Source organism: Pseudomonas sp. O230 (genome assembly GCF_045447035.1).
In the GTDB taxonomy this organism is placed as follows: Bacteria; Pseudomonadota; Gammaproteobacteria; order Pseudomonadales; family Pseudomonadaceae; genus Aquipseudomonas.
Window position 1 is genome coordinate 225,379 of sequence record NZ_JBJGXN010000005.1, and the last position, 22,315, is coordinate 247,693.

The following is a 22,315-nucleotide window of genomic DNA, read 5'->3' on the forward strand; positions in this document are numbered from 1 at the left end:
CAACACGGCGGGCAAATTTGCCCACCGATGTATCAGGAAATTTCTCGACGGAATGGCGGCAGCGCATTGAGGATGGCTTTGCCATAACGCTGGGTGACCAGGCGCCGGTCGAGCAAGGTAATGGTGCCGCGGTCTTCTTCGGTCCGCAGCAAGCGCCCACAGGCCTGGACCAGTTTCAGCGAAGCGTCCGGCACGGAGATTTCCATGAACGGATTGCCGCCCCGCGCCTCGATCCACTCGGCGAGTGCCGCTTCGACCGGATCATCCGGCACCGAGAACGGAATCTTCGCGATCACCACGTGCTCGCAGTACGCGCCAGGCAAGTCGACCCCTTCAGCAAAACTCGCCAGGCCGAACAGCACGCTGGAATCGCCGCCATCGACGCGCGCCTTGTGCTTGTTCAGGGTTTCCTGTTTTGACAGGTTGCCTTGAATGAACACTTGTTTGCGCCAGTCGCGGTCGAGGCCGTCGAACACGTCCTGCATCTGTTTGCGCGAGGAGAACAGCACTAGCGTACCGCGCGAACCTTCGACCAGTTGCGGCAGGTCCCGGATGATTGCGGCGGTGTGCGCCGGCGCATCACGCGGGTCGGCTTTCAGGTCCGGCACTCGCAGCACACCGGCGTCGGCGTGATGGAACGGGCTCGGGACCACGGCGGTCACGGCTTTTTTCGGCAGACCGGCACGCATGCGGAAGCGGTCGAAGGTGCCGAGTGCGGTCAGGGTCGCCGAGGTCACCAGCGCGCCATACGCGACGTTCCACAAGTTACGACGGAGCATTTCTGCCGCGAGGATCGGGCTGGCGTTGACCTCGATGTCGAACAGCGAGCCGCTTTCGGCCAGGGTCAGCCAGCGGGCCATGGGCGGGTTGTCTTCCGGGTCTTCGGCGGTGAAGGCAACCCACAATTCCCAGTTGCCCGAAGAGCGCGACAACAGGCTGCCAAACAGCGGATACCACTCTTCCGCCTGGTTGCTGGCGATGCCGATGTTGACCTCGCCGTCCATGCCGTCCTTGAGCAACTCGGTGAGCCGGGTGAACAGGTCGGTGAGGCGGGCAAAACCTTTCTTAAGTTCGACGCCCATTTCGCGCATGTGCTCGGGAATCACCCCGCCGACGAAACGGTGACGCGGCCGCTCACGACCTTCGACGTCTTCGCCGGGTTTGAAATCGGCGACCTGTTCGCAGGCAGTGAACATGAACTGTTGCTGGGTCTTGATCTCACGGGCCAGCTCCGGCACCTGCTCGATCAACTTGCCCAGATCGCCCGGCAGCGGGTGCTGGGCGAGCAATTTGGTGAGGTTCTTGGCAGTGGTTTCCAGCCAGTCGGCGGTGGAACGCAGGCGCGTGTAGTGGGCGAAGTGGCCGATGGCTTTATCCGGCAGGTGGTGACCTTCGTCGAACACGTAGATGGTGTCGCGCGGGTCCGGCAGAACCGCACCGCCGCCCAATGCCAGATCCGCGAGGACCATGTCGTGGTTGGTGACGATCACGTCGACCTTGCCCATGCCTTCGCGGGCCTTGTAGAAGGCGCACTGGCCGAAGTTGGGGCAATGGCGGTTGGTGCACTGGCTGTGATCGGTGGTCAGGCGCGCCCAGTCGGCGTCTTCCAGGGCAGTTGACCAACTGTCGCGGTCGCCGTCCCATTTATTGCCGGCGAGCTTCTCGATCATGCTGGTGAACAGCTTTTGACTGGCTTCATCGACCTCGATCTTGAAGCCTTCTTCTTCGAACAATTGCGCCGTGGCGGTTTGTGCGTGACCTTCCTGGAGCAACATGTCGAGCTTGGACAGGCACATGTAGCGCCCACGGCCCTTGGCCAGGGCGAAGCTGAAATTCAGCCCGCTGTTGCGCATCAGGTCGGGCAAATCCTTGAAGACGATCTGCTCTTGCAGGGCGATAGTAGCCGTGGCGATCACCAGGCGTTTGCCGGCGGCCTTCGCGGTCGGGATCGCCGCCAGGCTGTAGGCCACGGTCTTGCCGGTACCGGTGCCGGCTTCCACCGCGACAATCGCGGGGTCGCCACTGCGCCGGCCTTCGTCGTCGGTGTCAATATCACCGAGGACTTTGGCGATTTCGGCGATCATCAGGCGTTGGCCGTAGCGCGGTTTGAGGCTCTTGGCTTCGAGAAAACGCGAGTAGGCGCCCTGGATCGTGGTTTTGAGTTCGGTGCTGATCATGGATTGTCGGGCGCAAAAAACGCTGGATAAATTTTCAGTGGTTCGGTTCGGCCGCTATCATACCCCGCTAATTAATCCCGCGCAGAACGGAGTACCCCAATGACACCTTTTGGCATCGTTTACACCCTGCATGTCCTGTCCGCCCTCGTGTGGGTCGGCGGCATGTTTTTCGCCTGGATGGTCCTGCGCCCCGCCGCGATGAAGGCGCTGGAAGGCCCGGCTCGGTTGAAGCTGTGGGTCGCGGTGTTTCAAGGTTTTTTCCGCTGGGTCTGGGTCGCGGTCGTGCTGTTGCCGATCAGCGGCGTCGGCATGATTCATCTGCAATACGCCGGTTTTGAAACCGCACCGCGTTACGTGCAGGTGATGATGGGGTTGTACGTGGTGATGACCGCGCTGTTTATCCGGATTCAGGCGTTGCTGTTGCCGCAATTGCGCACGGCGGTGACGGCACAGGATTGGCCGACGGGGGCTGCGGTGCTGGGGAAGATTCGCAAATTGGTGGGAATTAATCTGATAGTGGGGTTGGGGTTGGTGGCGATCGCCTCAGCGCGGCCGATGTTTTAAAAGCATCGTCGGAACGCCGCCCGGAGCCGGCTCGCTTCCACAGAGACTGGTGTGATCCCTGTGGGCGCGAGCCGGCTCGCGATGGCAATCGATCAGACGACGAAATTTTCCGAAACGACTTACAACCGCTGAACCGTCACCGCCCCCGCCGCACCCGCAGGCCCCGGCTGGCCGTCAACCCCAGGTTTGCCGCTCTTGCCGCCATCGGCCTTGTAGACGAAGCAACCCTTGGCCTTGCCGCCCGCCCCCGGTTTACCGCCAGGACCGGCCAAACCACCCGCGCCGCCAGCGACCTGAACCTTGATCTGCTCTGCCGGATAGTCACGCGGCACTTCCAGCCTGACCAGCGCCCCCGGCGCACCCGGCTGACCGTCGCTGCCATTGCTGCCATCGGCCCCGCGACCAGCCTGGCCCCAGGTGCAACCCGGCGCCTGGCCGTTGGCGCCATCGAGGCCGACAAACCCCGGAGCGCCTGCACCACCGCGTGCGTCGACCAACAACTGCGGTGCGTTCAGTGCCTTGATCTGCACATTCAGGTTGCGTCCCGAGCGGGCCGCCTTGAGGTAGGTACCCGGCGCGCCGCGAGCGGTGATCTGACTGCCTTCGGACAATTGGGCACGGCTGACCTTCAATTCCAGCGCTGTTTCGCCGGGCACGATGGCAATCCGCGCTTCACGCCCCAGGTGCAATTCGCCGACGGTGACCTCGGTCACGTTCGAGGGAATCAGCAACGTGCCGTAATCGGCCACTTCCAGGCGTTCCAGCTGCAAGGTGCTGGCGGTATTGGGCAAGCGCATCAGCGAGTTGGTTTCAACGCTGACCACTTGGGCACAGGCGAATGGGCTGACGAGTGCGGCGAGCAGACAGAGTTTACGCATGGGAAGCCTTCGGTACGGCAGGAGCCGGAATGGTTTGCAGGTGGAAAACACCGAAAAAGAGAACTTTCAAGCGATCACGCCACGGGTGGGCGCGACCTCTGAGACTGCGGAAACAGAACACCGCCTCAAGCAGATGAAGGCACCCCAACAGACCGCCGGCCAGATTGACCAGCAGGTGCAGCGGATGGACAAACGGCGTCATCAGATTGACCAGCACCACCAGCCAGAACAGCAGGGTCAACAGCTTCCCCAGCCCCCAAAACACCTTCATACGCTCCCCCGTTGAGAATTATTCTTTGGGCGCACAGTAACGGCTTCCACGCGGGATAAGCCAGAGGGCAACGGAAAATTCTTCATGAAGACCGCCGAATGGCCGTCGGTGCCACTGCAATCATTGGCCGACGGCTCTATCACGCGGCTCAGCGGTTGATGTGCAACTCCACGCGACGGTTTTTCGCGCGGCCTTCTTCTGTTTCGTTATCGGCCAAGGGCTGGCCTTCGCCCCGGCCTTCGCTGGTGAGTTTGTTCGGCGCCAGGCCCATGCCCAGCAAGTAGGCCGCCACACTGCTGGCGCGTCGTTCCGAGAGTGCCTGGTTATAGGCGTCGGAACCCACGCTGTCGGTATGGCCGATCACTTTGATGCTGACCACATCGGCGCTTTGCAATTTGGGCATGAACGAATCGAGCTGACTTTGCGCCGAGGGCGTCAGGTCGGACTGGTTGAACGCAAACAACACGTCGCCTGCATCGCTCAGGGTGATGACTTCGGATTCGGCTGGTTTCACGCTGGCCGGGTACTGCGGCAGTGGACAACCATGATGTTCGACCGGGGTATTGGCCGGTGTATCCGGGCAGCGATCACGTCGATCGAAGACCCCATCTTCGTCTTCGTCGCCATCCTGGGCGTAACAGATCAAGCCACCGGTCAAGATACCAAGCGCCGCTCCGCCGGCCGCCCAACCGCTACTTTCGATAGCGCCCAGGCCTCCACCGACCAGGCCGCCGATGACGCTGCAGATTGGCCAGGTGCGTTGATTGAGGGGGGCGGTGCCATCGCTGTGAGTAGCGCAACCGGTCAACAGGCTGCCCAGCAGCAGAACCGGCAAGACGGTCCTTGTGAGAACGCTCATGGTGAAAGCTCCTGTGTTACCGGCCGATGCCGGTTACACAGGAGTAAAGACCCGCATCCGCGACTGCACAAGCCGCGGAGCATGAGGGGATCAGCGGTTGATTTTGATTTCCGTGCGACGGTTCAGCGCACGGCCGTCGGCGGTTTTGTTATCGGCCACCGGCTGGCTTTCACCGGCACCCGTCACAGACACGAAGCTGCTGCGTGGCACACCACTTTGGACCAGGTAGTCCACGACCGAGTGAGCGCGGCGATCCGACAGTTTCTGGTTGTAGGCATCACTGCCCACGCTGTCGGTGTGACCGGACACGGTCAACTGAGCGGTGGAAGATTCCTGTTTCAGGCGCGTGGCGATTTTGTTGAGTACATCTTTGTCAGAAGCGGTGAGTGTGGCTTTGTCGAACTGGAAGTGAACATCGCGGATGACGATGGTTTCTTCCTTGACCACAACCGCCTGCTCAACCACTGGCGCAGGGACTGGTGGAGGGCAGCCATCGGCATCGACCTGCACGCCTTTAGGTGTACCCGGGCACTTGTCGCGACTGTCCCGCACGCCATCGCCGTCTTCGTCGCCATCACCATGCACCCAGCAATAGGCTGCGGCCAAACCGCCGACTGCCAAAGCGCCATACCCCGCCCATGCCGAACTCTCGGTCGCGCCGAGGCCTGCACCGACTACACCACCGACTGCCGCACAGGTCGGCCAGTCGGTTTTCTGCAAACCTGCGCAACCAGTCAACACACTGGTTAGCAGAACCAAGGGTAATGCTGTCCGAACTATGCTCATCTAGTTTTCTCCTGAGGGATCGGCTTAGAACCGATTCAGGGAGTAAAGACCCGAGTTTTAATCTCCGCCAGCATTAGGCCACTGCCGTTTTGTCCCGTGTTCGCGGCTGATCGAGACTTTTGGCGCTATGGCGCTCTATGTCTGGACCTTCGGGCAGGCTAGTCTTGGCGCTCTGATTGAGGATTTTCGATGATTGCAGGTATTTCTTCGCGCACGCCCCAGCAGGCGCTGGCCGCTTTGCTGGATCGTTATGCCCCGCCGCGCCTGTTGCTGATCGGCGCGAGCGAATTCCCGGCGCTGGAAGCGTTCAGACTGGCGCACCCGGACAGTTGCGTCGCCCACGCCGCGCCCGGCCCGTTGCCGGCCGAACTGGCAGCGCGCCGCTTTGATCTGGCGCTGGTGGTCGACTGCCTCGAACACTTGCCCAAGCGCGATGGCCTGAATTTGCTCGGCGGTATCCGCAATCTCAATGCCAGTCGCATTGCGGTGCTGGCGGATTTGCCGGCCAGTGGCTGGCAGGAAACGGATTTTTTCTCCCTGGCCCTGCAAGCCAGCGAACGTTTCCAGCGCGAGGAGCAAGTACTGACTCTGTTCACCTACGATCTGCTTGACTACAAACAAGTCCCCGACTGGCTCAACTCACGGTTCTGGGCCAATCCGGAAAACTTCGGGAAATACTGGTGGTAACGCAATGATTACATCCATTTGCCCTTGCGGCAGCGGCACCCTGCTCGACGCCTGCTGCGGTCATTACCATGCCGGGCATCCGGCGCCTTGTGCCGAAGCGTTGATGCGTTCGCGCTACAGCGCTTACGTGTTGGGCCTGATCGATTACCTGGTTACGACCACCCTGCCCGCACAGCAGGACGGCCTTGATCGTCAGTCCATCAGCGACTGGAGCGCGCAAAGCACCTGGCTCGGCCTGGAAGTGGAAAGTGCCGAGGTGTTCGGCGGTCAACCGGAACACGCGTTCGTCACCTTCACCGCGCGCTGGCACGACGGCAGTGGCGAACACAGCCACCGCGAGCGCTCGTCGTTCGTGCAGAACACCGGCCACTGGTACTTCATCGACCCCACCGTGCCACTCAAGGTCGGGCGCAACGACGCCTGCCCGTGTGCCAGCGGGCAGAAGTTCAAGAAGTGTTGTGCGGGGTATTTCACCAGTTGAGGTGATCAGTGAAGGGTTAGACTGGGGGTCAAGGGAGAAACACCACCATGATTACCCGGCGACTCGCACTTTTCCTACTTACCCTGCTCCTGTGTCTCGGGCTCGGCGGCTGTGCGTCCTGGTTCAGCGACGATGAGCCGGAACCGCAAGTGCATCTGGTCAAGGTCGAAGTAGTCCGGGCGAAACTGATGGAGCAACGCTTTCTGTTGTTCTTTCGCGTCGACAACCCTCGCGACAGCGACCTGACGGTGCGCGGCCTCGAATACCGGATTCACCTGGGCGACATGCTGCTGACCGAAGGCGAGCACGAACACTGGTTTACCGTCAGCCCCAAGCGCAGCGCGTATTTCAAAGTGCCGATCCGCACCAACCTGTGGCCGAAGGTGCGGGATCTGGTGAAACTGTTGAAAAAACCCGAGCGACCTATCCCCTATCGCCTGGAAGGTGAGCTGGAAACCGGTGTGTTCATCGCGCATTACGTGCACCTGGCACGTAAAGGCGTGATAATCCCCGCCGATTTAATTCCGGAGCACACCCGATGACTCAGCAACCCCACGTCCATGGCCCTGACTGCAACCACGATCATGACCATCACGACCACCATGATCACGACCACGGCCACGGCCCGAACTGCGGCCACGCTCACCAGGAGCCGGTGCGCAACGCCCTGAAGGACGTCGGCCGCAACGACCCTTGCCCATGCGGCAACGGCAAGAAATTCAAGAAGTGCCACGGCGCTTGATGCTTCGGGCGAAAAAATTCTTCGCCTGTTGAATCGCTATCGCGGGCAAGCCCGCTCCCACAGGGTCCGTTTTGTACACAGTACCTGTGCCTGACGCGGATCAATTGTGGGAGCGGGCTTGCCCGCGATGGCGGCCGTACGTTCACCCTCCATTTGTCAGTTAACGCACGTGCTTTTCAGTTTGCGTTCAATACCTGCACCGTGCTGACGACCGTCGCATATTCCCCCTGCAGATTGCCCAGCGACATGGCATGCACGTCTTCGGCAGAACGGGCATTACCAAAGTAATCAGCCTTGTCGAAGGTGAAGCACGCATCCTCCGCCACCCACGTATCAAACCCCAGATTACCGGCCGTACGCGCCGTGGACTCCACCGAGTTGTGGGTCGCGACGCCCACGATGACCAACTGATCGATCCCCGCCTCGCGCAATTTCGCCTCCAGCGCCGTTGCACAGAACGCATCCGGCACCTGTTTCTGAATCAGTCGCTCGCCGGCCAATGGCTGGAACCGCTCCTGAAACTCCACCCCCGATTGCTGCGGCCAGAACACCGAGGCCGGTGAACGGGACAGGTGTTGCACATGAACGACCGGTCGCCCGGTTCGACGCCAGAGCCCCAGCAAATCCACAATCCGCGCTTCGGCCTGAGGATTATTTCGCCGGCCAAGCCTTGGTTCCAAAATGCCTTTTTGTTGATCGATGATGATCAGTGCCGCGTTGGTCTTGAGCTCCATGCCGACTTTTCTCACGCAAGGTCATTGAATTTCACTCACTTGAGCATCACCTCCTCCTACAGGCAAGCCCTCGATCGCAAACAGGACGACCTGATGCCCGCGGTTGCTGTCCGAACCTCACGATGCCTCTTGATGTGGAGCACTTCATGATCGACCTGTATTACTGGACGACCCCCAATGGCCACAAAATCTCGATTTTCCTGGAAGAAGCCGGCCTGCCCTACACCGTGCACCCGATCAACATCAGCCAGAACGAGCAGTTCCAGCCGCACTTTCTGAAAATCGCGCCGAACAACAGAATCCCGGCCATCGTTGACCATCAGCCCGTCGACGGCGGCGAACCTCTGTCGCTGTTCGAATCCGGGGCGATCCTGTTGTACCTGGCGGAAAAGACCGGCCAGTTCCTGCCCAAAGACTTGCACGGTCGCCAGCAGGCGCTGCAATGGTTGTTCTGGCAGATGGGCGGCCTGGGGCCGATGGCCGGGCAAAATCATCACTTCAGCCAGTTCGCCCCGGAAAAAATCCCTTACGCGATCAAACGCTACATCGACGAGACCGCGCGCCTTTATGGCGTACTCGACAAACAACTGGCGAACAACGCGTTTGTCGCCGGTAACGAATACAGCATTGCCGACATGGCGATCTATCCGTGGATCGTTTCCCACAAGTGGCAGAGCCAGAACCTCGAAGATTTCCCGAATGTGCTGCGCTGGTTCAACCACATTCAGAATCGGCCGGCGACGGTGAAGGCGTATGCGCTGGCGGCGAAGGTCAACCCGCCTAAATCCTGAGCGGTTGACGCAAGTCCTCTGTAGGAGCTGGCTTGCCGGCGATGGCGATTTCAAGGACGCCATCGCTGGCAAGCCAGCTCCTACAGATGTTCGGTGTTCACGTGGCAAAGGGTGCGATGTTTGTTCGTTCGGCAGACAAATCCGGAAATAACCCCAACCCCCGCTTGCGCGGCCACCTCCTGCTCTCTAACGTAGCGCCTTTACTGACGCTACCCCCCGCAGGAGCTTTGCCATGGCCTCGCCAGCCCTTACACATTTTCTTCCCCGGTTCGGCGTTGCCGCAGCAGTGGCCGGTGTTTTGAGCCTGTCCGGTTGTCAGACCTGGAGCGCCCAAGACACGCTCCCGCCAACCATCGGCGTGCAGCCGCTCAAAGGTCTGGCGCAAAACGTTTCGGTGCGCCGCAACGCCATGGGCGTACCGTTGATCGAAAGCAGCAGTTTCCACGATGCGCTGTTCACCCTCGGTTACGTGCACGCGAGCGACCGCATCACGCAAATGGTCACTCTGCGCCTGCTCGCCCAAGGGCGGTTATCGGAGATGTCCGGTTCGGACCTGCTGGACGCCGACCGCTACATGCGTGCCGTCAACCTGAAGAAAAGCGCCGGCGAGTTGTACAAGGCCTCTTCGCCGCGCCTCAAACGCTTCTTCGAAGTCTATGCGCGCGGGGTCAACGCCTACTTGTTCCGCTACCGCGACAAGTTGCCCGCCGACCTCGCCGCCACCGGCTACAAGCCCGAATATTGGAAACCGGAAGATTCGGCGCTGATTTTCTGCCTGCTGAACTTCAGCCAATCGGCGAACCTGCCCGAGGAGATTTCCTCACTGGTGCTCGCCCAATCGGTCACCACCGACAAACTCGCGTGGCTGACACCGTCCGCCCCCGACGAAAAGCTGCCGGTGGCCGAAACCGAAAAACTTCAAGGCATCAAGCTCAACGGGGCGATTGCGGGTCTTGCCGAAATCAGTAAAGCGACCAACCAACTGTCCGATCTGAATCTGCTGGGCGCCACGTCATCGAACAACTGGGCGATCGCCCCGCAACGCAGCCGCAGCGGCAAAAGCCTGTTGGCCAGCGACAGCCATGGGCCGCTGGGCGTGCCGTCGTTATTCAGTTACGTGCAGATTCGTGCGCCGAAATACCAGGCGTCCGGCGTGACCATCGCCGGTTTGCCGATGGTGCTGGGCGGTTTCAACGGCAAAGTGGCGTGGAGCATGACCTCCGTCATGGGCGACAACCAGGACCTGTTCCTGGAAAAAATCCAACGCCAGGGCAACGGAATTTCCTACGAAGTCGGCGGCAAATGGCAGCCGGTTATCGTTCGCAACGAAACCTATTTCGTCAAAGGCCAGCGACCGATCCGCGAAGCGGTGTACGAAACGCGCCACGGGCCGCTGCTCAACAGCGCCCAAGGCACCGCACTGGGCAACGGTTTGGGTCTGGCGTTGCAAACACCGAACTTCACCGATGACAAATCGCTGGACGCATTTTTTGACCTGTCTCGCGCGCAGACCGTGGAAAAAGCCTCGGACGCCAGCCGTGAAATCCGTGCGATCACGCTGAACCTGGTCTTCGCCGACGCCAGCAATATTGGCTGGCAAGTCACCGGTCGTTACCCGAACCGCCGCGAAGGCGAAGGCCTGCTGCCATCGCCGGGTTGGGAAGGTCGTTACGACTGGGACGGTTACGCCGACCCGATGCTGCACCCGTACGATCAGGACCCGGCGCAAGGCTGGCTCGGCACCGCCAACCAGCGGGTCATCCCCCACGGTTACGGCATGCAGCTGTCCAATTCCTGGTCGGCACCGGAGCGTGGCGAGCGCATGGCCGAATTGGCCGGCGTGGGCAAACACGACACGCGCAGTGTGATCGCCATGCAATACGACCAGACCACCACGTTCGCCGCCAAATTGAAGAAGATGTTTGCCGCGCCGGGCATGGCCCAGCCGCTCAAGCAGGCCATTGAAGCCCTGCCGGTGGCTGATCGCGGCAAGGCGCGCGAAGCGTTTACCCGGCTGATGGCGTTCGACGGCAAACTCGCCGCGACCTCCGCCGATGCGGCGATTTACGAGTTGTTCCTGCAGGAAAGCGCCAAGCAAACCTTCCTCGACGAACTGGGCCCGGAAAGCAGCCCGGCTTGGAAAGCCTTTATCGCCAACGGTAAGTTGTCCTACGCGGCGCAGGCCGATCACCTGCTGGGTCGCGAAGACAGCCCGTTCTGGGATGACGTGCGCACGCCGCAGAAAGAGGATAAGCCGGCGATTCTCGCCCGCAGCCTTGCAGCCGCCATGACCGCCGGCGACAGCCAGTTGGGTGGCGATCACAAAGCCTGGCAGTGGGGCAAACTGCACCGCTATGAATGGAAGAACGCCAGTGGCCAGACCGTGCGCGGCCCGCTCGCGGCCGGCGGCGATCACACCACGCTGAACACTGCGGCGTTCGCCTGGGGCCAGGACTTCAACACCACGCTGGCACCGGCCATGCGCTTCATCGTCGATTTCGGCCAGGCCGAACCGCTGATGGGCCAGATCGGCACTGGCCAATCCGGCAACCCGGCCAGCCGGAATTACCTCGACAGCGTCGATCCGTGGCTCAAGGGGCAATACGTGAGTTTGCCGATGCAGTCGCAGAACTACGACAAGGTGTACGGGACCAAGCGGTTGACGCTGACGCCCGGAAAATAAGGGCCACCACCGTCAAAAATGTGGGAGCGGGCTTGCTCACTTTCGCGAGCAAGCCCGCTCCCACATTGGGACGTCACATCGCAATGAGGTTTCGATAGAACTTCTGACCTCGCCCAAACCTCATAGCTAACAAGTCCCTCCATTTTGGTAACAACATGGATCTTGTTATCGCGCGTCCCGAAGGTTTGTACTGCCCGGCCGGGGATTTCTACATCGACCCGTGGCGGCCCGTCGAGCGTTCGGTCATCACCCACGCCCACGGCGACCATGCCCGTGGCGGCAACCAGCATTACCTGGCGGCCGCGCCCGGTGAAGGCATCCTGCGTGCGCGACTGGGTCAGGACATCAATCTGCAAACCCTGGCCTATGGCGAACGGTTGCTGCACCACGGCGTCACCCTGAGTTTCCATCCCGCCGGCCATGTGCTCGGCTCGTCACAGGTGCGCCTGGAGTACGGCGGCGAAGTCTGGGTCGCCTCCGGGGATTACAAAATCGAAGCCGACGGCACTTGTGCGCCGTTCGAACCGGTGCGCTGCCACACCTTCATCACCGAATCGACCTTCGGCCTGCCGATCTATCGCTGGCAACCCCAGGCGCAGGTGTTTGCCGAGATCAATCAGTGGTGGCAAGCCAATGCCGCTGAAGACAAGGCCAGCGTGCTGTTCTGCTATTCCTTCGGCAAGGCGCAGCGGATTCTCCATGGCATCGACGCCAGCCTTGGCCCCATTCTGGTGCATGGTGCCGTGGAACCGCTGAACCGGGTGTATCGCGAGAGCGGCGTATATTTGCCGCCGACTCTCTACGCCGGCGAGGTCAAAAAGAGTGACCCGATCATGCGCAAGGCACTGGTGCTGGCCCCGCCCTCGGCGGGCGGTACGACCTGGATGCGCCGTTTCGGTGACTACAGTGACGGTTTTGCCAGTGGCTGGATGCGCTTGCGCGGCACGCGGCGGCGACGCGGTGTGGACCGCGGCTTCGTGTTGTCCGACCATGCCGACTGGCCGGGCCTGCTCTGGGCCATCGAGCAGACTGGCGCCGAGCGCGTGCTGGTCACCCATGGCTCGGTCGCGGTCCTGGTGCGCCATTTGCGCGAGCAAGGTCTCGATGCCCAGGGATTCACCACCGAGTACGGCGACGACGAAGAAGACATCACCGCCACCGAACCGGAAAGCGCCGAGGTGCTGCCATGAAGGCCTTTGCCGAGTTGTACGCCGAGCTCGATGCCACGACCTCCAGCAACGCCAAACTGGCGGCGATGCAACATTACTTCGCTCAGGCCGCACCGGAAGACGCCGCGTGGGCGGTGTACTTTTTGTCCGGCGGACGACCTCGCCAACTGGTCCCGGTGCGCATCTTGCGTGAACTCGCCGTGGCGTATTCCGGCCTGGCGCCGTGGTTGTTCGAGGAGAGTTATCAGGCGGTCGGCGATCTGGCGGAAACCATCTCGCTGGTGCTGCCCGAAGCGCCGCACAGCTCCACCGACGGACTGGCGGTGTGGATCGAAGACAAACTGCTGCCCTTGCGCGGCGAATCTCCCCATGTGCTCGCCGAACAATTGCCCAGACTCTGGTCGCAACTGGACCGCCCGGGCCTGATGCTCTGCATCAAACTGATCACCGGCAGTTTCCGCGTCGGTGTCTCCAAGTTACTGGTGACCCGCGCCCTGGCAGCGATGGCGCAGCTCGACAGCAAACGCGTGGCCCAGCGCCTGGTGGGTTACACCGACCTGTCCAACCGCCCGAGCGCGGCCAGTTACCTGAAACTGATCGCCGCCGAATCGGCCGATGAACACTCGCAACGAGGCGGTCAGCCGTATCCGTTTTTTCTCGCCCACGCGTTGTCGCAACCCGTGGAGCAATTCGAAACCCTGCTCGGCCCCCCCGGCAACTGGCAGGTGGAATGGAAGTGGGACGGCATCCGCGCCCAAGTGGTCAAGCGCGATGGACGGCTGTGGATCTGGTCGCGTGGCGAAGAATTGGTCACCGAGCGTTTTCCCGAACTCGACAGCCTGGTTCACGGCCTGCCCGACGGCACGGTGATCGACGGTGAAATCGTTGCGTGGAAAACCGCCCAACCGAACACCGAAGATGCCTTCGATCCACGGGCACCCACGCCGCCCGCAGTGCAACCGTTCGCCCTGCTGCAACAGCGGATCGGCCGTAAAACCCTGGGCAAGAAAATCCTCGATGAAGTGCCGGTGGTCGTACTCGCCTACGACTTGCTGGAATGGCAGGGTGCAGACTGGCGCAACCAGCCTCAAGCGGTGCGGCGCAACCAACTGGAACAGGTCATCGCACAGTGCAATAACCCGGTGTTACTGCCCTCGCCCGTGTTGACCGGAGAAGACTGGCTTGACCTCGCCCGCCAACGCGAAGCCTCCCGCAGCCTCGGTGTCGAAGGCATGATGCTCAAGGCTCGGGACGCGCTGTATGGCGTCGGTCGGACCAAGGACATAGGCGTCTGGTGGAAGTGGAAAGTCGACCCGTTCAGCATCGATGCGGTGCTGATTTACGCGCAACGCGGCCATGGTCGCCGGGCCAGTCTCTACAGCGATTACACCTTCGCCGTGTGGGACGGCCCGCCCGACGCCAGCGAACGCACGCTGGTGCCGTTCGCCAAGGCGTACTCGGGGCTCACCGATGAAGAAATGCGCCAGGTCGACAGCATCGTGCGCAAGACCACGGTCGAGAAATTCGGCCCGGTCAGCAGTGTCAAACCGAGCCTGGTGTTTGAATTGGGGTTTGAAGGGATTGCTTTGTCCAAGCGGCACAAGAGCGGGATTGCGGTGCGGTTTCCACGGATGCTGCGGTGGCGGCAGGATAAGTCGGTGGATGAGGCTGACAATCTTGCAACCTTGCAGAATTTACTAGGTTAACTCGATCCCCTGCAGGAGCGGGCTTGCCGGCGATGAACGATAACTCGATCATTCTGGGTCAGCGCGTTGAACCGATCGCCAGCAAGCCGGCTCCTACAAAAGCAGAGGTTCATGCTCAATAATGGTGCAGCCATTTACCGGCGCCCGTTTCCGTGCATAAATCCCGCCCAGCCATTTCCTGAATCACCTTTTAAAACGCTTGTTCGGCACTCTGGTTCGGAAATTGCTACTTTCATTAGGTCTTACGCTTTCCAGTAACAATAATTCTGCGCCACAAGCGCTCATATTGGTTCTTAGGGATTGAATAATGAAAAAAGCATTGCTGACCCTTTCTGCACTGGCGTTGTGCATGGCTGCCGGCTCCGCGCTGGCCAAGGAATACAAAGAACTGCGTTTTGGCGTTGACCCTTCCTATGCACCGTTCGAGTCGAAAGCGGCCGACGGTAGCCTGGTGGGCTTTGATATCGATCTGGGCAACGCCATCTGCGCCGAGCTGAAGGTCAAGTGCAAATGGGTCGAAAGCGATTTCGACGGCATGATTCCGGGCCTGAAGGCCAACAAATTCGACGGTGTGATCTCTTCGATGACCGTCACCCCGGCCCGCGAAAAAGTCATCGACTTCTCCAGCGAGCTGTTCTCCGGCCCAACCGCATACGTGTTCAAAAAAGGTTCCGGCCTGACCGAAGACGCCGCGTCCCTGAAGGGCAAGACCGTCGGCTACGAGCAAGGCACCATTCAGGAAGCCTACGCCAAAGCCGTACTGGACAAGGCCGGCGTGAAAACCCAGGCCTATCAGAACCAGGACCAAGTGTATTCGGACCTGAAGTCCGGTCGTCTCGACGCCGCGATCCAGGACATGCTGCAAGCCGAACTGGGCTTTTTGAAGTCGCCTCAAGGCGAGGGTTTCGAAATCAGCAAGCCAGTTGACAGCGAATTGCTGCCAGCCAAAACCGCTGTCGGTATCTCTAAAGGTAACAAAGACCTCAAGGCACTTTTGGATAAAGGTATCAAAGCGTTACACGACGATGGCACCTACGCCACCATTCAGAAGAAACACTTTGGCGATCTGAATCTGTACAGCGGCAAATAATGCCCGGCGCCCATCTCGCGATGGGCGCTTTTTTCATCCGATCAGGTTGCTGATTTATGTTCGAAAACCTCTTACAAAATCTGGGGCTCTCAGCCTTCAGCCTCAAGGGCTTCGGTCCGTTGCTGATGGAAGGCACCTGGATGACCATCAAATTATCGGCGTTGTCGCTGCTGGTGGCCGTGTTGCTCGGCTTGCTCGGCGCCAGTGCCAAACTGTCAAAAGTAAAACTGGTGCGCGTCCCGGCGCAGATTTACACCACGCTGATTCGCGGTGTGCCGGACCTGGTGCTGATGCTGCTGATTTTCTACAGCCTGCAAACCTGGTTGACGTCGTTCACCGATTTCATGGAATGGGAATACATCGAGATCAACCCGTTCAGCGCCGGGGTCATTACCCTGGGCTTCATTTACGGCGCGTACTTCACCGAAACCTTTCGTGGCGCGATTCTCGCGGTGCCACGGGGCCAGGTCGAAGCCGCTACCGCCTATGGCCTCAAGCGTGGCCAGCGGTTCTGGATCGTGGTGTTCCCGCAGATGATGCGTTTCGCCCTGCCGGGCATCGGTAACAACTGGATGGTGATGCTCAAGGCCACCGCGCTGGTGTCGATCATCGGCCTCGCCGACCTGGTCAAGGCTGCCCAGGACGCCGGCAAAAGCAGCTATCAACTGTTCTATTTCCTGGTGCTGGCCGCGGTGATTTACCTGCTGATCACCAGCGCCTCGAACTTCATCCTGCGCTGGCTGGAACGCCGCTACGCCGCCGGCTCCCGGGAGGCCGTACGATGATCGAACTCCTGCAGGAATACTGGAAACCTTTCCTCTACACCGACGGCTACAACATCACCGGCCTGGCCATGACCCTGTGGCTGCTCAGCGCGTCGATCTTCATCGGTTTTCTGGTGTCGATCCCGCTGTCCATCGCCCGGGTGTCGCCGCACTTCTACATTCGCTGGCCGGTGCAGTTCTACACTTACCTGTTTCGCGGTACGCCGCTGTATATCCAGCTGCTGATTTGCTACACGGGGATCTACAGCCTGGCCGCCGTGCGCGAGCAACCGATTCTCGATGCGTTCTTTCGCGACGCGATGAACTGCACCATCCTCGCCTTCGCCCTGAACACCTGCGCGTACACCACGGAGATTTTCGCCGGGGCGATTCGCAGCATGGCCCACGGTGAAGTCGAAGCGGCCAAAGCCTATGGCCTGACCGGCTGGAAGCTGTATGCCTACGTGATCATGCCGTCCGCCCTGCGTCGCTCGTTGCCTTATTACAGCAACGAAGTGATCCTGATGCTGCACTCGACCACCGTGGCGTTCACCGCGACCATCCCGGACATCCTGAAAGTCGCGCGGGACGCCAACTCGGCGACCTTCCTGACCTTCCAGTCGTTCGGCATCGCCGCGCTGATCTACCTGACCGTCACCTTTGCGCTGGTCGGCCTGTTCCGCCTCGCCGAACGCCGATGGCTGGCGTTTCTCGGGCCGACCCACTAGGACTCTTCGCACATGCGCCACCAGATACATGACCTGCTGGCCCCGCTGCCGGGGACCGCGCGACAGATTCATAGCTTCCACTTCGGCCCCACGTCGGCCCAAGGCAAGATCTACATTCAGGCGTCCCTGCACGCCGATGAAATGCCCGGCATGCTGGTCGCCTGGCACCTCAAGCAGCGCCTCGCCGAGCTGGAAGCCGCCGGCCACCTGCGCAGCGAAATCGTGCTGGTGCCGATTGCCAACCCGGTCGGCCTCGAACAAGTGCTGATGGATGTGCCGCTGGGCCGCTACGAGCTCGAAAGCGGGCAGAACTTCAACCGCTGGTTCGTCGACTTGAGTGAGGAAGTCGGCAATGAAATCGAAGGTCAGCTCGGCAATGATCCGCAGCGCAACCTCGAACTGATCCGCAGCAGCCTGCGTCGTGCACTGGCGCGCCAGACCGCCAGTACTCAACTGCAATCCCAGCGCCTGATCCTGCAACGCCTGGCCTGTGACGCGGACATGGTGCTCGACCTGCATTGCGATTTCGAAGCCGTCGCGCACCTCTACACCACGCCCGAAGCCTGGCCACAGGTCGAGCCGCTGGCCCGCTACATCGGTGCCGAAGCGAGTCTGCTGGCCACCGATTCCGGCGGTCAGTCGTTCGACGAATGTTTCACCCTGCTCTGGTGGCAGTTGAAAGAGCGTTTCGGCGAACACTTCGCCATTCCGCTGGGCAGCTTCTCGGTCACCGTCGAATTGCGCGGCCAGGGCGACGTCAATCACCCGCTGGCCAGCCTCGACTGCCAGGCGTTGATCGACTACCTGATTCACTTCGGCGCGATTGCGGGCGAACCGGCGCCACTGCCGGAACTGCCGTATCCCGCCACGCCGCTGGCCGCCGTCGAACCGGTGGCGACACCCGTGGGCGGTTTGCTGGTGTTCACCGCACTGCCGGGGGAATACCTGGAGGCCGGGCAACTGATCGCCGAAATCATTGACCCGATCAACGATCTCGTCACCCCCGTTCACTGCACCGTCGCCGGGCTGATGTACGCCCGCTCGCTGCGGCGCATGGCCACTGCTGGCATGGTGATCGCCCATGTCGCGGGCACCGAAGCCTATCGCAGCGGCTACCTACTTTCGCCTTGAGGATGCATGCCCCATGTACAAACTGACCATCGAAGGCCTGCATAAAAGCTATGGCGATCATCATGTGCTCAAAGGCGTGTCACTCAAGGCCAACACCGGCGACGTCATCAGCCTGATCGGCGCCAGCGGCTCGGGCAAAAGTACCTTTCTGCGCTGCATCAACTTTCTCGAACAACCCAACGACGGCGCCATGACCCTGGACGGTCAGAACATCCGCATGATCAAGGATCGCCATGGCATGCACGTGGCCGACGCCGATGAACTGCAAAAGATCCGCACCCGCCTGGCCATGGTGTTCCAGCACTTCAACCTGTGGAGCCACATGACCGTGCTGGAAAACATCACCATGGCGCCGCGCCGGGTGCTGGGTTGCAGCAAGCAGGAAGCCGAAGATCGCGCACGTCGTTATCTCGACAAGGTTGGCCTGGCTGCACGCGTGGCGGACCAGTACCCGGCGTTTCTTTCCGGGGGGCAGCAGCAACGGGTGGCCATTGCCCGTGCATTGGCCATGGAACCGGAAGTCATGCTGTTCGACGAACCGACCTCGGCACTCGACCCGGAGCTGGTGGGTGAAGTGCTCAGGGTGATTCAGGGCCTCGCCGAAGAAGGCCGGACCATGATCATGGTCACCCACGAAATGAGCTTCGCCCGCAAAGTGTCGAGCCAGGTGCTGTTTCTGCACCAAGGCCTGGTCGAGGAAGAAGGCGCGCCGGAAGACGTGCTGGGCAATCCGAAGAGCGAGCGGTTGAAGCAGTTCCTCAGTGGCAATCTCAAGTAACACGCACCCCTTGCCGGCGATGGCGCCCTTGAGATCGCCATCGCCGGCAAGCCGGCTCCTACAGGACCGTATTTCGTCACTAAACCTTTCGCCTGCTGGCGTGGTCACTGAAAGAACACTTTCAGAGCGCACACCGCCGGCATGGGAACCTCCCCCGACTTCGCAAAGCACTGGTTCACCGCCCGCGGCTGGAAACCGTTCGCCTTTCAGAAACAGGTATGGGCGGCCGTCAAACAAGGACAGTCCGGGTTGCTGCACGCGAGTACCGGTGCCGGTAAAACCTATGCGGTGTGGTTTGCCGCACTCAACCGCTTCGCCGCTTCAGTAGAACAACCTCAAAAACGCAAACCGGTGGCCCAACCGCTGACTGTGCTATGGATCACGCCTATGCGTGCCTTGGCCGCAGACACTGCGCGTGCACTGGAGGCACCGCTGCTCGACTTGCAGATCCCGTGGAGCGTCGGCCTGCGCACCGGCGACACCCGCAGCAGCGAACGCGCGCGGCAGAGTCGACGCCTGCCCACCACGCTGATCACCACCCCGGAAAGCCTCACCCTGATGCTCGCCCGGGCCGATGCGCAAACCGCGCTGTCGACCTTGCGCATGGTGGTGGTCGACGAGTGGCACGAGTTACTCGGCAATAAGCGCGGCGTACAACTGCAACTGGCCCTCGCCCGCCTGCGTCGGTGGAATCCTGAACTGATCGTGTGGGGCGTTTCCGCGACGCTGGGTAATCAGGCCCACGCAGAACAGGTCTTAATCCCACAGGGCGCTGGCGTCAGTGTGCAAGGGCAAAGCACCAAGGAATTGCGCGTCGACACGCTGCTACCGCCCGCCATCGACCGTTTCCCATGGGCCGGGCACATGGGTCTGAAGATGTTGCCGCAAGTCGTCACAGAGATTGAGTCCAGCCCCAGCAGCCTGGTGTTCACCAATACCCGTGCGCAATCGGAGATCTGGTATCAGGCGCTGCTGGAAGCGCGTCCTGACTGGGCCGGCTTGATTGCCTTGCATCACAGCTCGCTGTCACGCGACACCCGCGATTGGGTCGAGCGCGCCCTCAAGGACGGTCAACTCAAAGCGGTGGTCTGCACCTCCAGCCTGGACCTGGGCGTGGACTTTCTGCCCGTGGAGCGGGTGCTGCAAATTGGCTCGGCCAAAGGCGTGGCGCGCCTGATGCAGCGGGCGGGGCGTTCCGGTCACGCGCCGGGACGCGTCTCGCGGGTAACGCTGGTGCCGACTCACAGTCTGGAACTGATCGAAGCCGCCGCAGCCCGGGACGCCGTGGCGCAACGCCGGATCGAACCGCGTGAATCACCGCATAAACCGCTGGATGTGCTGGTACAGCATCTGGTCAGCATGGCGTTGGGCGGTGGGTTTATTCCTGACGAGCTGTACGAAGAAGTACGCGGTGCCTGGGCTTATCGCGACCTCACCGTGGCCGATTGGACCTGGGCGCTGGCGTTCGTACGTCACGGCGGACTTTCCCTGACCGCTTATCCGGATTACCGCCGGGTTGAACCGGATGAACAGGGCATCTGGCGCGTACCGGATGCGCGATTGGCTCGCCGCCATCGCATGAGCATCGGCACCATCGTCAGCGACGCGAGCATTCAGCTCAAGTTCTGGAGCAAGGGCGGCGGTGGAAAGCAGCTGGGCAGCGTTGAAGAGGGTTTTATCGCGCGGCTCAAACCCGGCGACGGATTTCTGTTTGCCGGCCGCTTGCTGGAATTGGTTCGGGTGGAAAACATGACCGCTTATGTCAAACGCAGCGCCGTGAAAAAAGCCGCCGTGCCGCGCTGGAATGGCGGGCGGATGCCCCTATCCAACGAACTCGCCCAAGCGCTGGTCGCGCGTTTCAGTGCCGCCGCGCAGGGCGAGTTCATCGGCCCGGAAATGCGGGCGCTGCGTCCATTGCTGGAAGTGCAGCAACGCTGGTCCGGACTGCCGACCTCGGAAACCCTGCTGGCCGAAGCGTTAAAATCCCGTGAAGGCTGGCATCTGTTCCTCTACCCCTTCGCCGGCCGCCAGGTGCACTTGGGATTGGCGAGTTTGCTGGCATGGCGGGTCAGTCAACAGCAGGCGGTGACGTTTTCCATTGCGGTCAACGATTACGGTCTGGAATTGCACAGCGCCACTGAAGTGGATTGGTTGCAGGTGTTGAACCCTGGGTTGTTGAGTGCTGAGCATTTGCTGCGGGACGTACTCGCCAGTCTGAATGCCGGAGAGCTTGCGCTGCGGCGCTTTCGGGAAATCGCGCGAATTGCCGGGCTGGTGTTTGCCGGTTATCCAGGTGCGCCTAAAAGCACACGTCAGGTTCAAGCCTCGAGCGGGTTGTTTTTTGAAGTGTTTAAACAGTACGACGCGGAGAATCTGCTGCTGGCCCAAGCTGGGGAAGAAGTCCTACGAGAGGAACTGGATATTCAACGCTTGGAGCAGATGTTGACGCACATCAGCCGCCTCAGACTCGACCTGCATCGGGTCAAACGTCCTACGCCCCTCGGCTTCCCACTGCTGGTGGAGCGCATGCGCGAGAGCATGAGTTCGGAAAAACTCGCGGACCGTATCAGACGCATGGTCGGTGACCTCGAGAAAACCGCCGAATCCGGGAAAGCCTGATGAGCACGCCCTATCCCGTGCGACTGGCTGGCGAAGAATTGTGGCTGCTGCCGGAAAAAGCCATCTACTGGCCGGCGCAACAAGCCTTGCTGATCGCCGATGTGCATTTTGGCAAAGCGGCGGCGTATCGCAGGCTTGGTCAACCGGTCCCGCAAGGCACTACGTCCCGAAACATCGCCGTGCTGGACGGCTTGCTGACGGCGCTGCCCTGTCGCCAACTGATTTTCCTCGGGGACTTCCTTCACGGGCCAGGTTCCCATGCGCCCCCCACGTTGAAGGCTCTGGCTGAGTGGCGGGCTCGGCACCCTGATCTGCCGATGACGCTGATTCGCGGCAACCACGACAAACGCGCCGGGGATCCGCCAACCTCGTTAGACATCCGTGTGGTGCCCGAACCGCTGCTCATAGGGCCATTCGCGTTGCAGCACGAACCTGACCCGCATCCGGAGCGACATGTGCTCGCCGGGCATGTGCATCCGGTTTATCGGCTGAATGGCAGAGGGCGACAAAGCTTGCGACTGGCGTGTTTCAGACTGGGAGAGCGCATCAGCCTGCTACCGGCTTTCGGTGCGTTTACCGGTGGGTGCCCGGTAGAACGGGATGAGATCTGCAGGATTTTCGTAATAGGCGACAACGAAATATGGCCAGTCGGCTGACTGGCCATTCGTCCAAAACCT

General features: G+C 61.0%; 22 protein-coding genes. 16 read left to right on the top strand and 6 right to left on the bottom strand.

Going from position 1 to position 22,315, the window contains the following annotated elements; all coding sequences use genetic code 11:
• Positions 1–32: 32 nt before the first annotated feature.
• Entirely contained in the window at positions 33–2,177 is a 2,145-nt protein-coding gene (dinG, locus tag ACI77H_RS12335) for an ATP-dependent DNA helicase DinG (RefSeq protein WP_407012154.1), read from the bottom strand.
• 99 nt (positions 2,178–2,276) lie between these two features.
• Here dinG and ACI77H_RS12340 point away from each other — a divergent pair, with 99 nt between their 5' ends.
• On the top strand, positions 2,277–2,741 hold the full coding sequence (locus ACI77H_RS12340) for a CopD family protein (RefSeq protein WP_407012155.1): 465 nt from the start codon (positions 2,277–2,279) through the stop codon (positions 2,739–2,741).
• Between the two features lie 119 nt (positions 2,742–2,860).
• Here the strand turns inward: ACI77H_RS12340 and ACI77H_RS12345 are convergent, their stop codons facing one another.
• The 4 genes from ACI77H_RS12345 to ACI77H_RS12360 form a co-directional block, all read right to left on the bottom strand.
• Positions 2,861–3,619, bottom strand: a complete 759-nt coding sequence (locus tag ACI77H_RS12345) for a collagen-like protein (RefSeq protein ID WP_407012156.1) — start codon at positions 3,617–3,619, stop codon at positions 2,861–2,863.
• Positions 3,612–3,890, bottom strand: a complete 279-nt coding sequence (locus ACI77H_RS12350; protein WP_407012157.1) for a DUF1145 domain-containing protein — start codon at positions 3,888–3,890, stop codon at positions 3,612–3,614. Before ACI77H_RS12350 ends, ACI77H_RS12345 begins: the two co-directional genes overlap by 8 nt.
• A gap of 148 nt (positions 3,891–4,038) precedes the next feature.
• Entirely contained in the window at positions 4,039–4,749 is a 711-nt protein-coding gene (locus tag ACI77H_RS12355) for an OmpA family protein (protein WP_407012158.1), read from the bottom strand.
• Positions 4,750–4,839: 90 nt separating this feature from the next.
• Entirely contained in the window at positions 4,840–5,535 is a 696-nt protein-coding gene (locus ACI77H_RS12360; protein ID WP_407012159.1) for an OmpA family protein, read from the bottom strand.
• Between the two features lie 189 nt (positions 5,536–5,724).
• On the opposite strand from ACI77H_RS12360, the gene ACI77H_RS12365 reads away from it, so the two are divergent.
• From ACI77H_RS12365 to ACI77H_RS12380, 4 genes are read left to right on the top strand one after another with little or no spacing between them, the layout of a single operon-like run.
• Complete coding sequence (locus ACI77H_RS12365; protein ID WP_407012160.1) at positions 5,725–6,222, top strand: DUF6231 family protein; 498 nt, start codon at positions 5,725–5,727, stop codon at positions 6,220–6,222.
• Between the two features lie 4 nt (positions 6,223–6,226).
• Positions 6,227–6,703, top strand: a complete 477-nt coding sequence (locus ACI77H_RS12370; RefSeq protein ID WP_407012161.1) for a YchJ family protein — start codon at positions 6,227–6,229, stop codon at positions 6,701–6,703.
• A 47-nt stretch (positions 6,704–6,750) separates the two neighbouring features.
• Complete coding sequence (locus tag ACI77H_RS12375) at positions 6,751–7,245, top strand: LEA type 2 family protein (RefSeq protein ID WP_407012162.1); 495 nt, start codon at positions 6,751–6,753, stop codon at positions 7,243–7,245.
• The gene (locus ACI77H_RS12380; protein WP_407012163.1) at positions 7,242–7,445 is read left to right on the top strand and encodes an SEC-C metal-binding domain-containing protein; all 204 of its coding nucleotides are present in this window, start codon (positions 7,242–7,244) and stop codon (positions 7,443–7,445) included. The genes ACI77H_RS12375 and ACI77H_RS12380 overlap by 4 nt, the downstream gene beginning before the upstream one ends.
• Before the next feature lie 176 nt (positions 7,446–7,621).
• Here ACI77H_RS12380 and ACI77H_RS12385 read toward each other — a convergent pair whose 3' ends face one another.
• A complete protein-coding gene (locus ACI77H_RS12385; RefSeq protein WP_407012164.1) occupies positions 7,622–8,179 on the bottom strand; it encodes a cysteine hydrolase family protein in 558 nt (185 codons plus the stop codon).
• 146 nt (positions 8,180–8,325) lie between these two features.
• On the opposite strand from ACI77H_RS12385, the gene ACI77H_RS12390 reads away from it, so the two are divergent.
• The 11 genes from ACI77H_RS12390 to pdeM all read left to right on the top strand — a co-directional run bounded on the left by ACI77H_RS12390 (position 8,326) and on the right by pdeM (position 22,294).
• The gene (locus tag ACI77H_RS12390) at positions 8,326–8,970 is read left to right on the top strand and encodes a glutathione binding-like protein (protein ID WP_407012165.1); all 645 of its coding nucleotides are present in this window, start codon (positions 8,326–8,328) and stop codon (positions 8,968–8,970) included.
• 232 nt (positions 8,971–9,202) lie between these two features.
• Complete coding sequence (locus ACI77H_RS12395) at positions 9,203–11,653, top strand: penicillin acylase family protein (protein WP_407012166.1); 2,451 nt, start codon at positions 9,203–9,205, stop codon at positions 11,651–11,653.
• A gap of 155 nt (positions 11,654–11,808) precedes the next feature.
• A complete protein-coding gene (locus ACI77H_RS12400) occupies positions 11,809–12,843 on the top strand; it encodes a ligase-associated DNA damage response exonuclease (protein WP_407012167.1) in 1,035 nt (344 codons plus the stop codon).
• Positions 12,840–14,528, top strand: a complete 1,689-nt coding sequence (locus ACI77H_RS12405; protein WP_407012168.1) for an ATP-dependent DNA ligase — start codon at positions 12,840–12,842, stop codon at positions 14,526–14,528. Before ACI77H_RS12400 ends, ACI77H_RS12405 begins: the two co-directional genes overlap by 4 nt.
• Before the next feature lie 307 nt (positions 14,529–14,835).
• On the top strand, positions 14,836–15,618 hold the full coding sequence (locus ACI77H_RS12410; protein ID WP_407012169.1) for a transporter substrate-binding domain-containing protein: 783 nt from the start codon (positions 14,836–14,838) through the stop codon (positions 15,616–15,618).
• Between the two features lie 56 nt (positions 15,619–15,674).
• Positions 15,675–16,403 carry an ABC transporter permease gene (locus ACI77H_RS12415; RefSeq protein WP_407012170.1) on the top strand — a complete coding sequence of 243 codons (729 nt, stop codon included), beginning with the start codon at positions 15,675–15,677 and terminating at the stop codon, positions 16,401–16,403.
• The gene (locus tag ACI77H_RS12420) at positions 16,400–17,110 is read left to right on the top strand and encodes an ABC transporter permease (protein ID WP_008030066.1); all 711 of its coding nucleotides are present in this window, start codon (positions 16,400–16,402) and stop codon (positions 17,108–17,110) included. The genes ACI77H_RS12415 and ACI77H_RS12420 overlap by 4 nt, the downstream gene beginning before the upstream one ends.
• Positions 17,111–17,122: 12 nt before the next feature.
• A complete protein-coding gene (locus ACI77H_RS12425) occupies positions 17,123–18,241 on the top strand; it encodes a succinylglutamate desuccinylase/aspartoacylase family protein (protein ID WP_407012171.1) in 1,119 nt (372 codons plus the stop codon).
• A gap of 13 nt (positions 18,242–18,254) precedes the next feature.
• Positions 18,255–19,019: an ABC transporter ATP-binding protein gene (locus ACI77H_RS12430; protein WP_150639900.1), complete on the top strand. Its 765-nt coding sequence runs from the start codon at positions 18,255–18,257 to the stop codon at positions 19,017–19,019.
• A 141-nt stretch (positions 19,020–19,160) separates the two neighbouring features.
• On the top strand, positions 19,161–21,638 hold the full coding sequence (locus tag ACI77H_RS12435; protein WP_407012172.1) for a ligase-associated DNA damage response DEXH box helicase: 2,478 nt from the start codon (positions 19,161–19,163) through the stop codon (positions 21,636–21,638).
• Positions 21,638–22,294 (top strand): ligase-associated DNA damage response endonuclease PdeM, encoded by a 657-nt coding sequence (pdeM, locus tag ACI77H_RS12440; protein ID WP_407012173.1) that lies wholly within the window; start codon positions 21,638–21,640, stop codon positions 22,292–22,294. The genes ACI77H_RS12435 and pdeM overlap by 1 nt, the downstream gene beginning before the upstream one ends.
• The last annotated feature ends 21 nt before the right edge of the window (positions 22,295–22,315 follow it).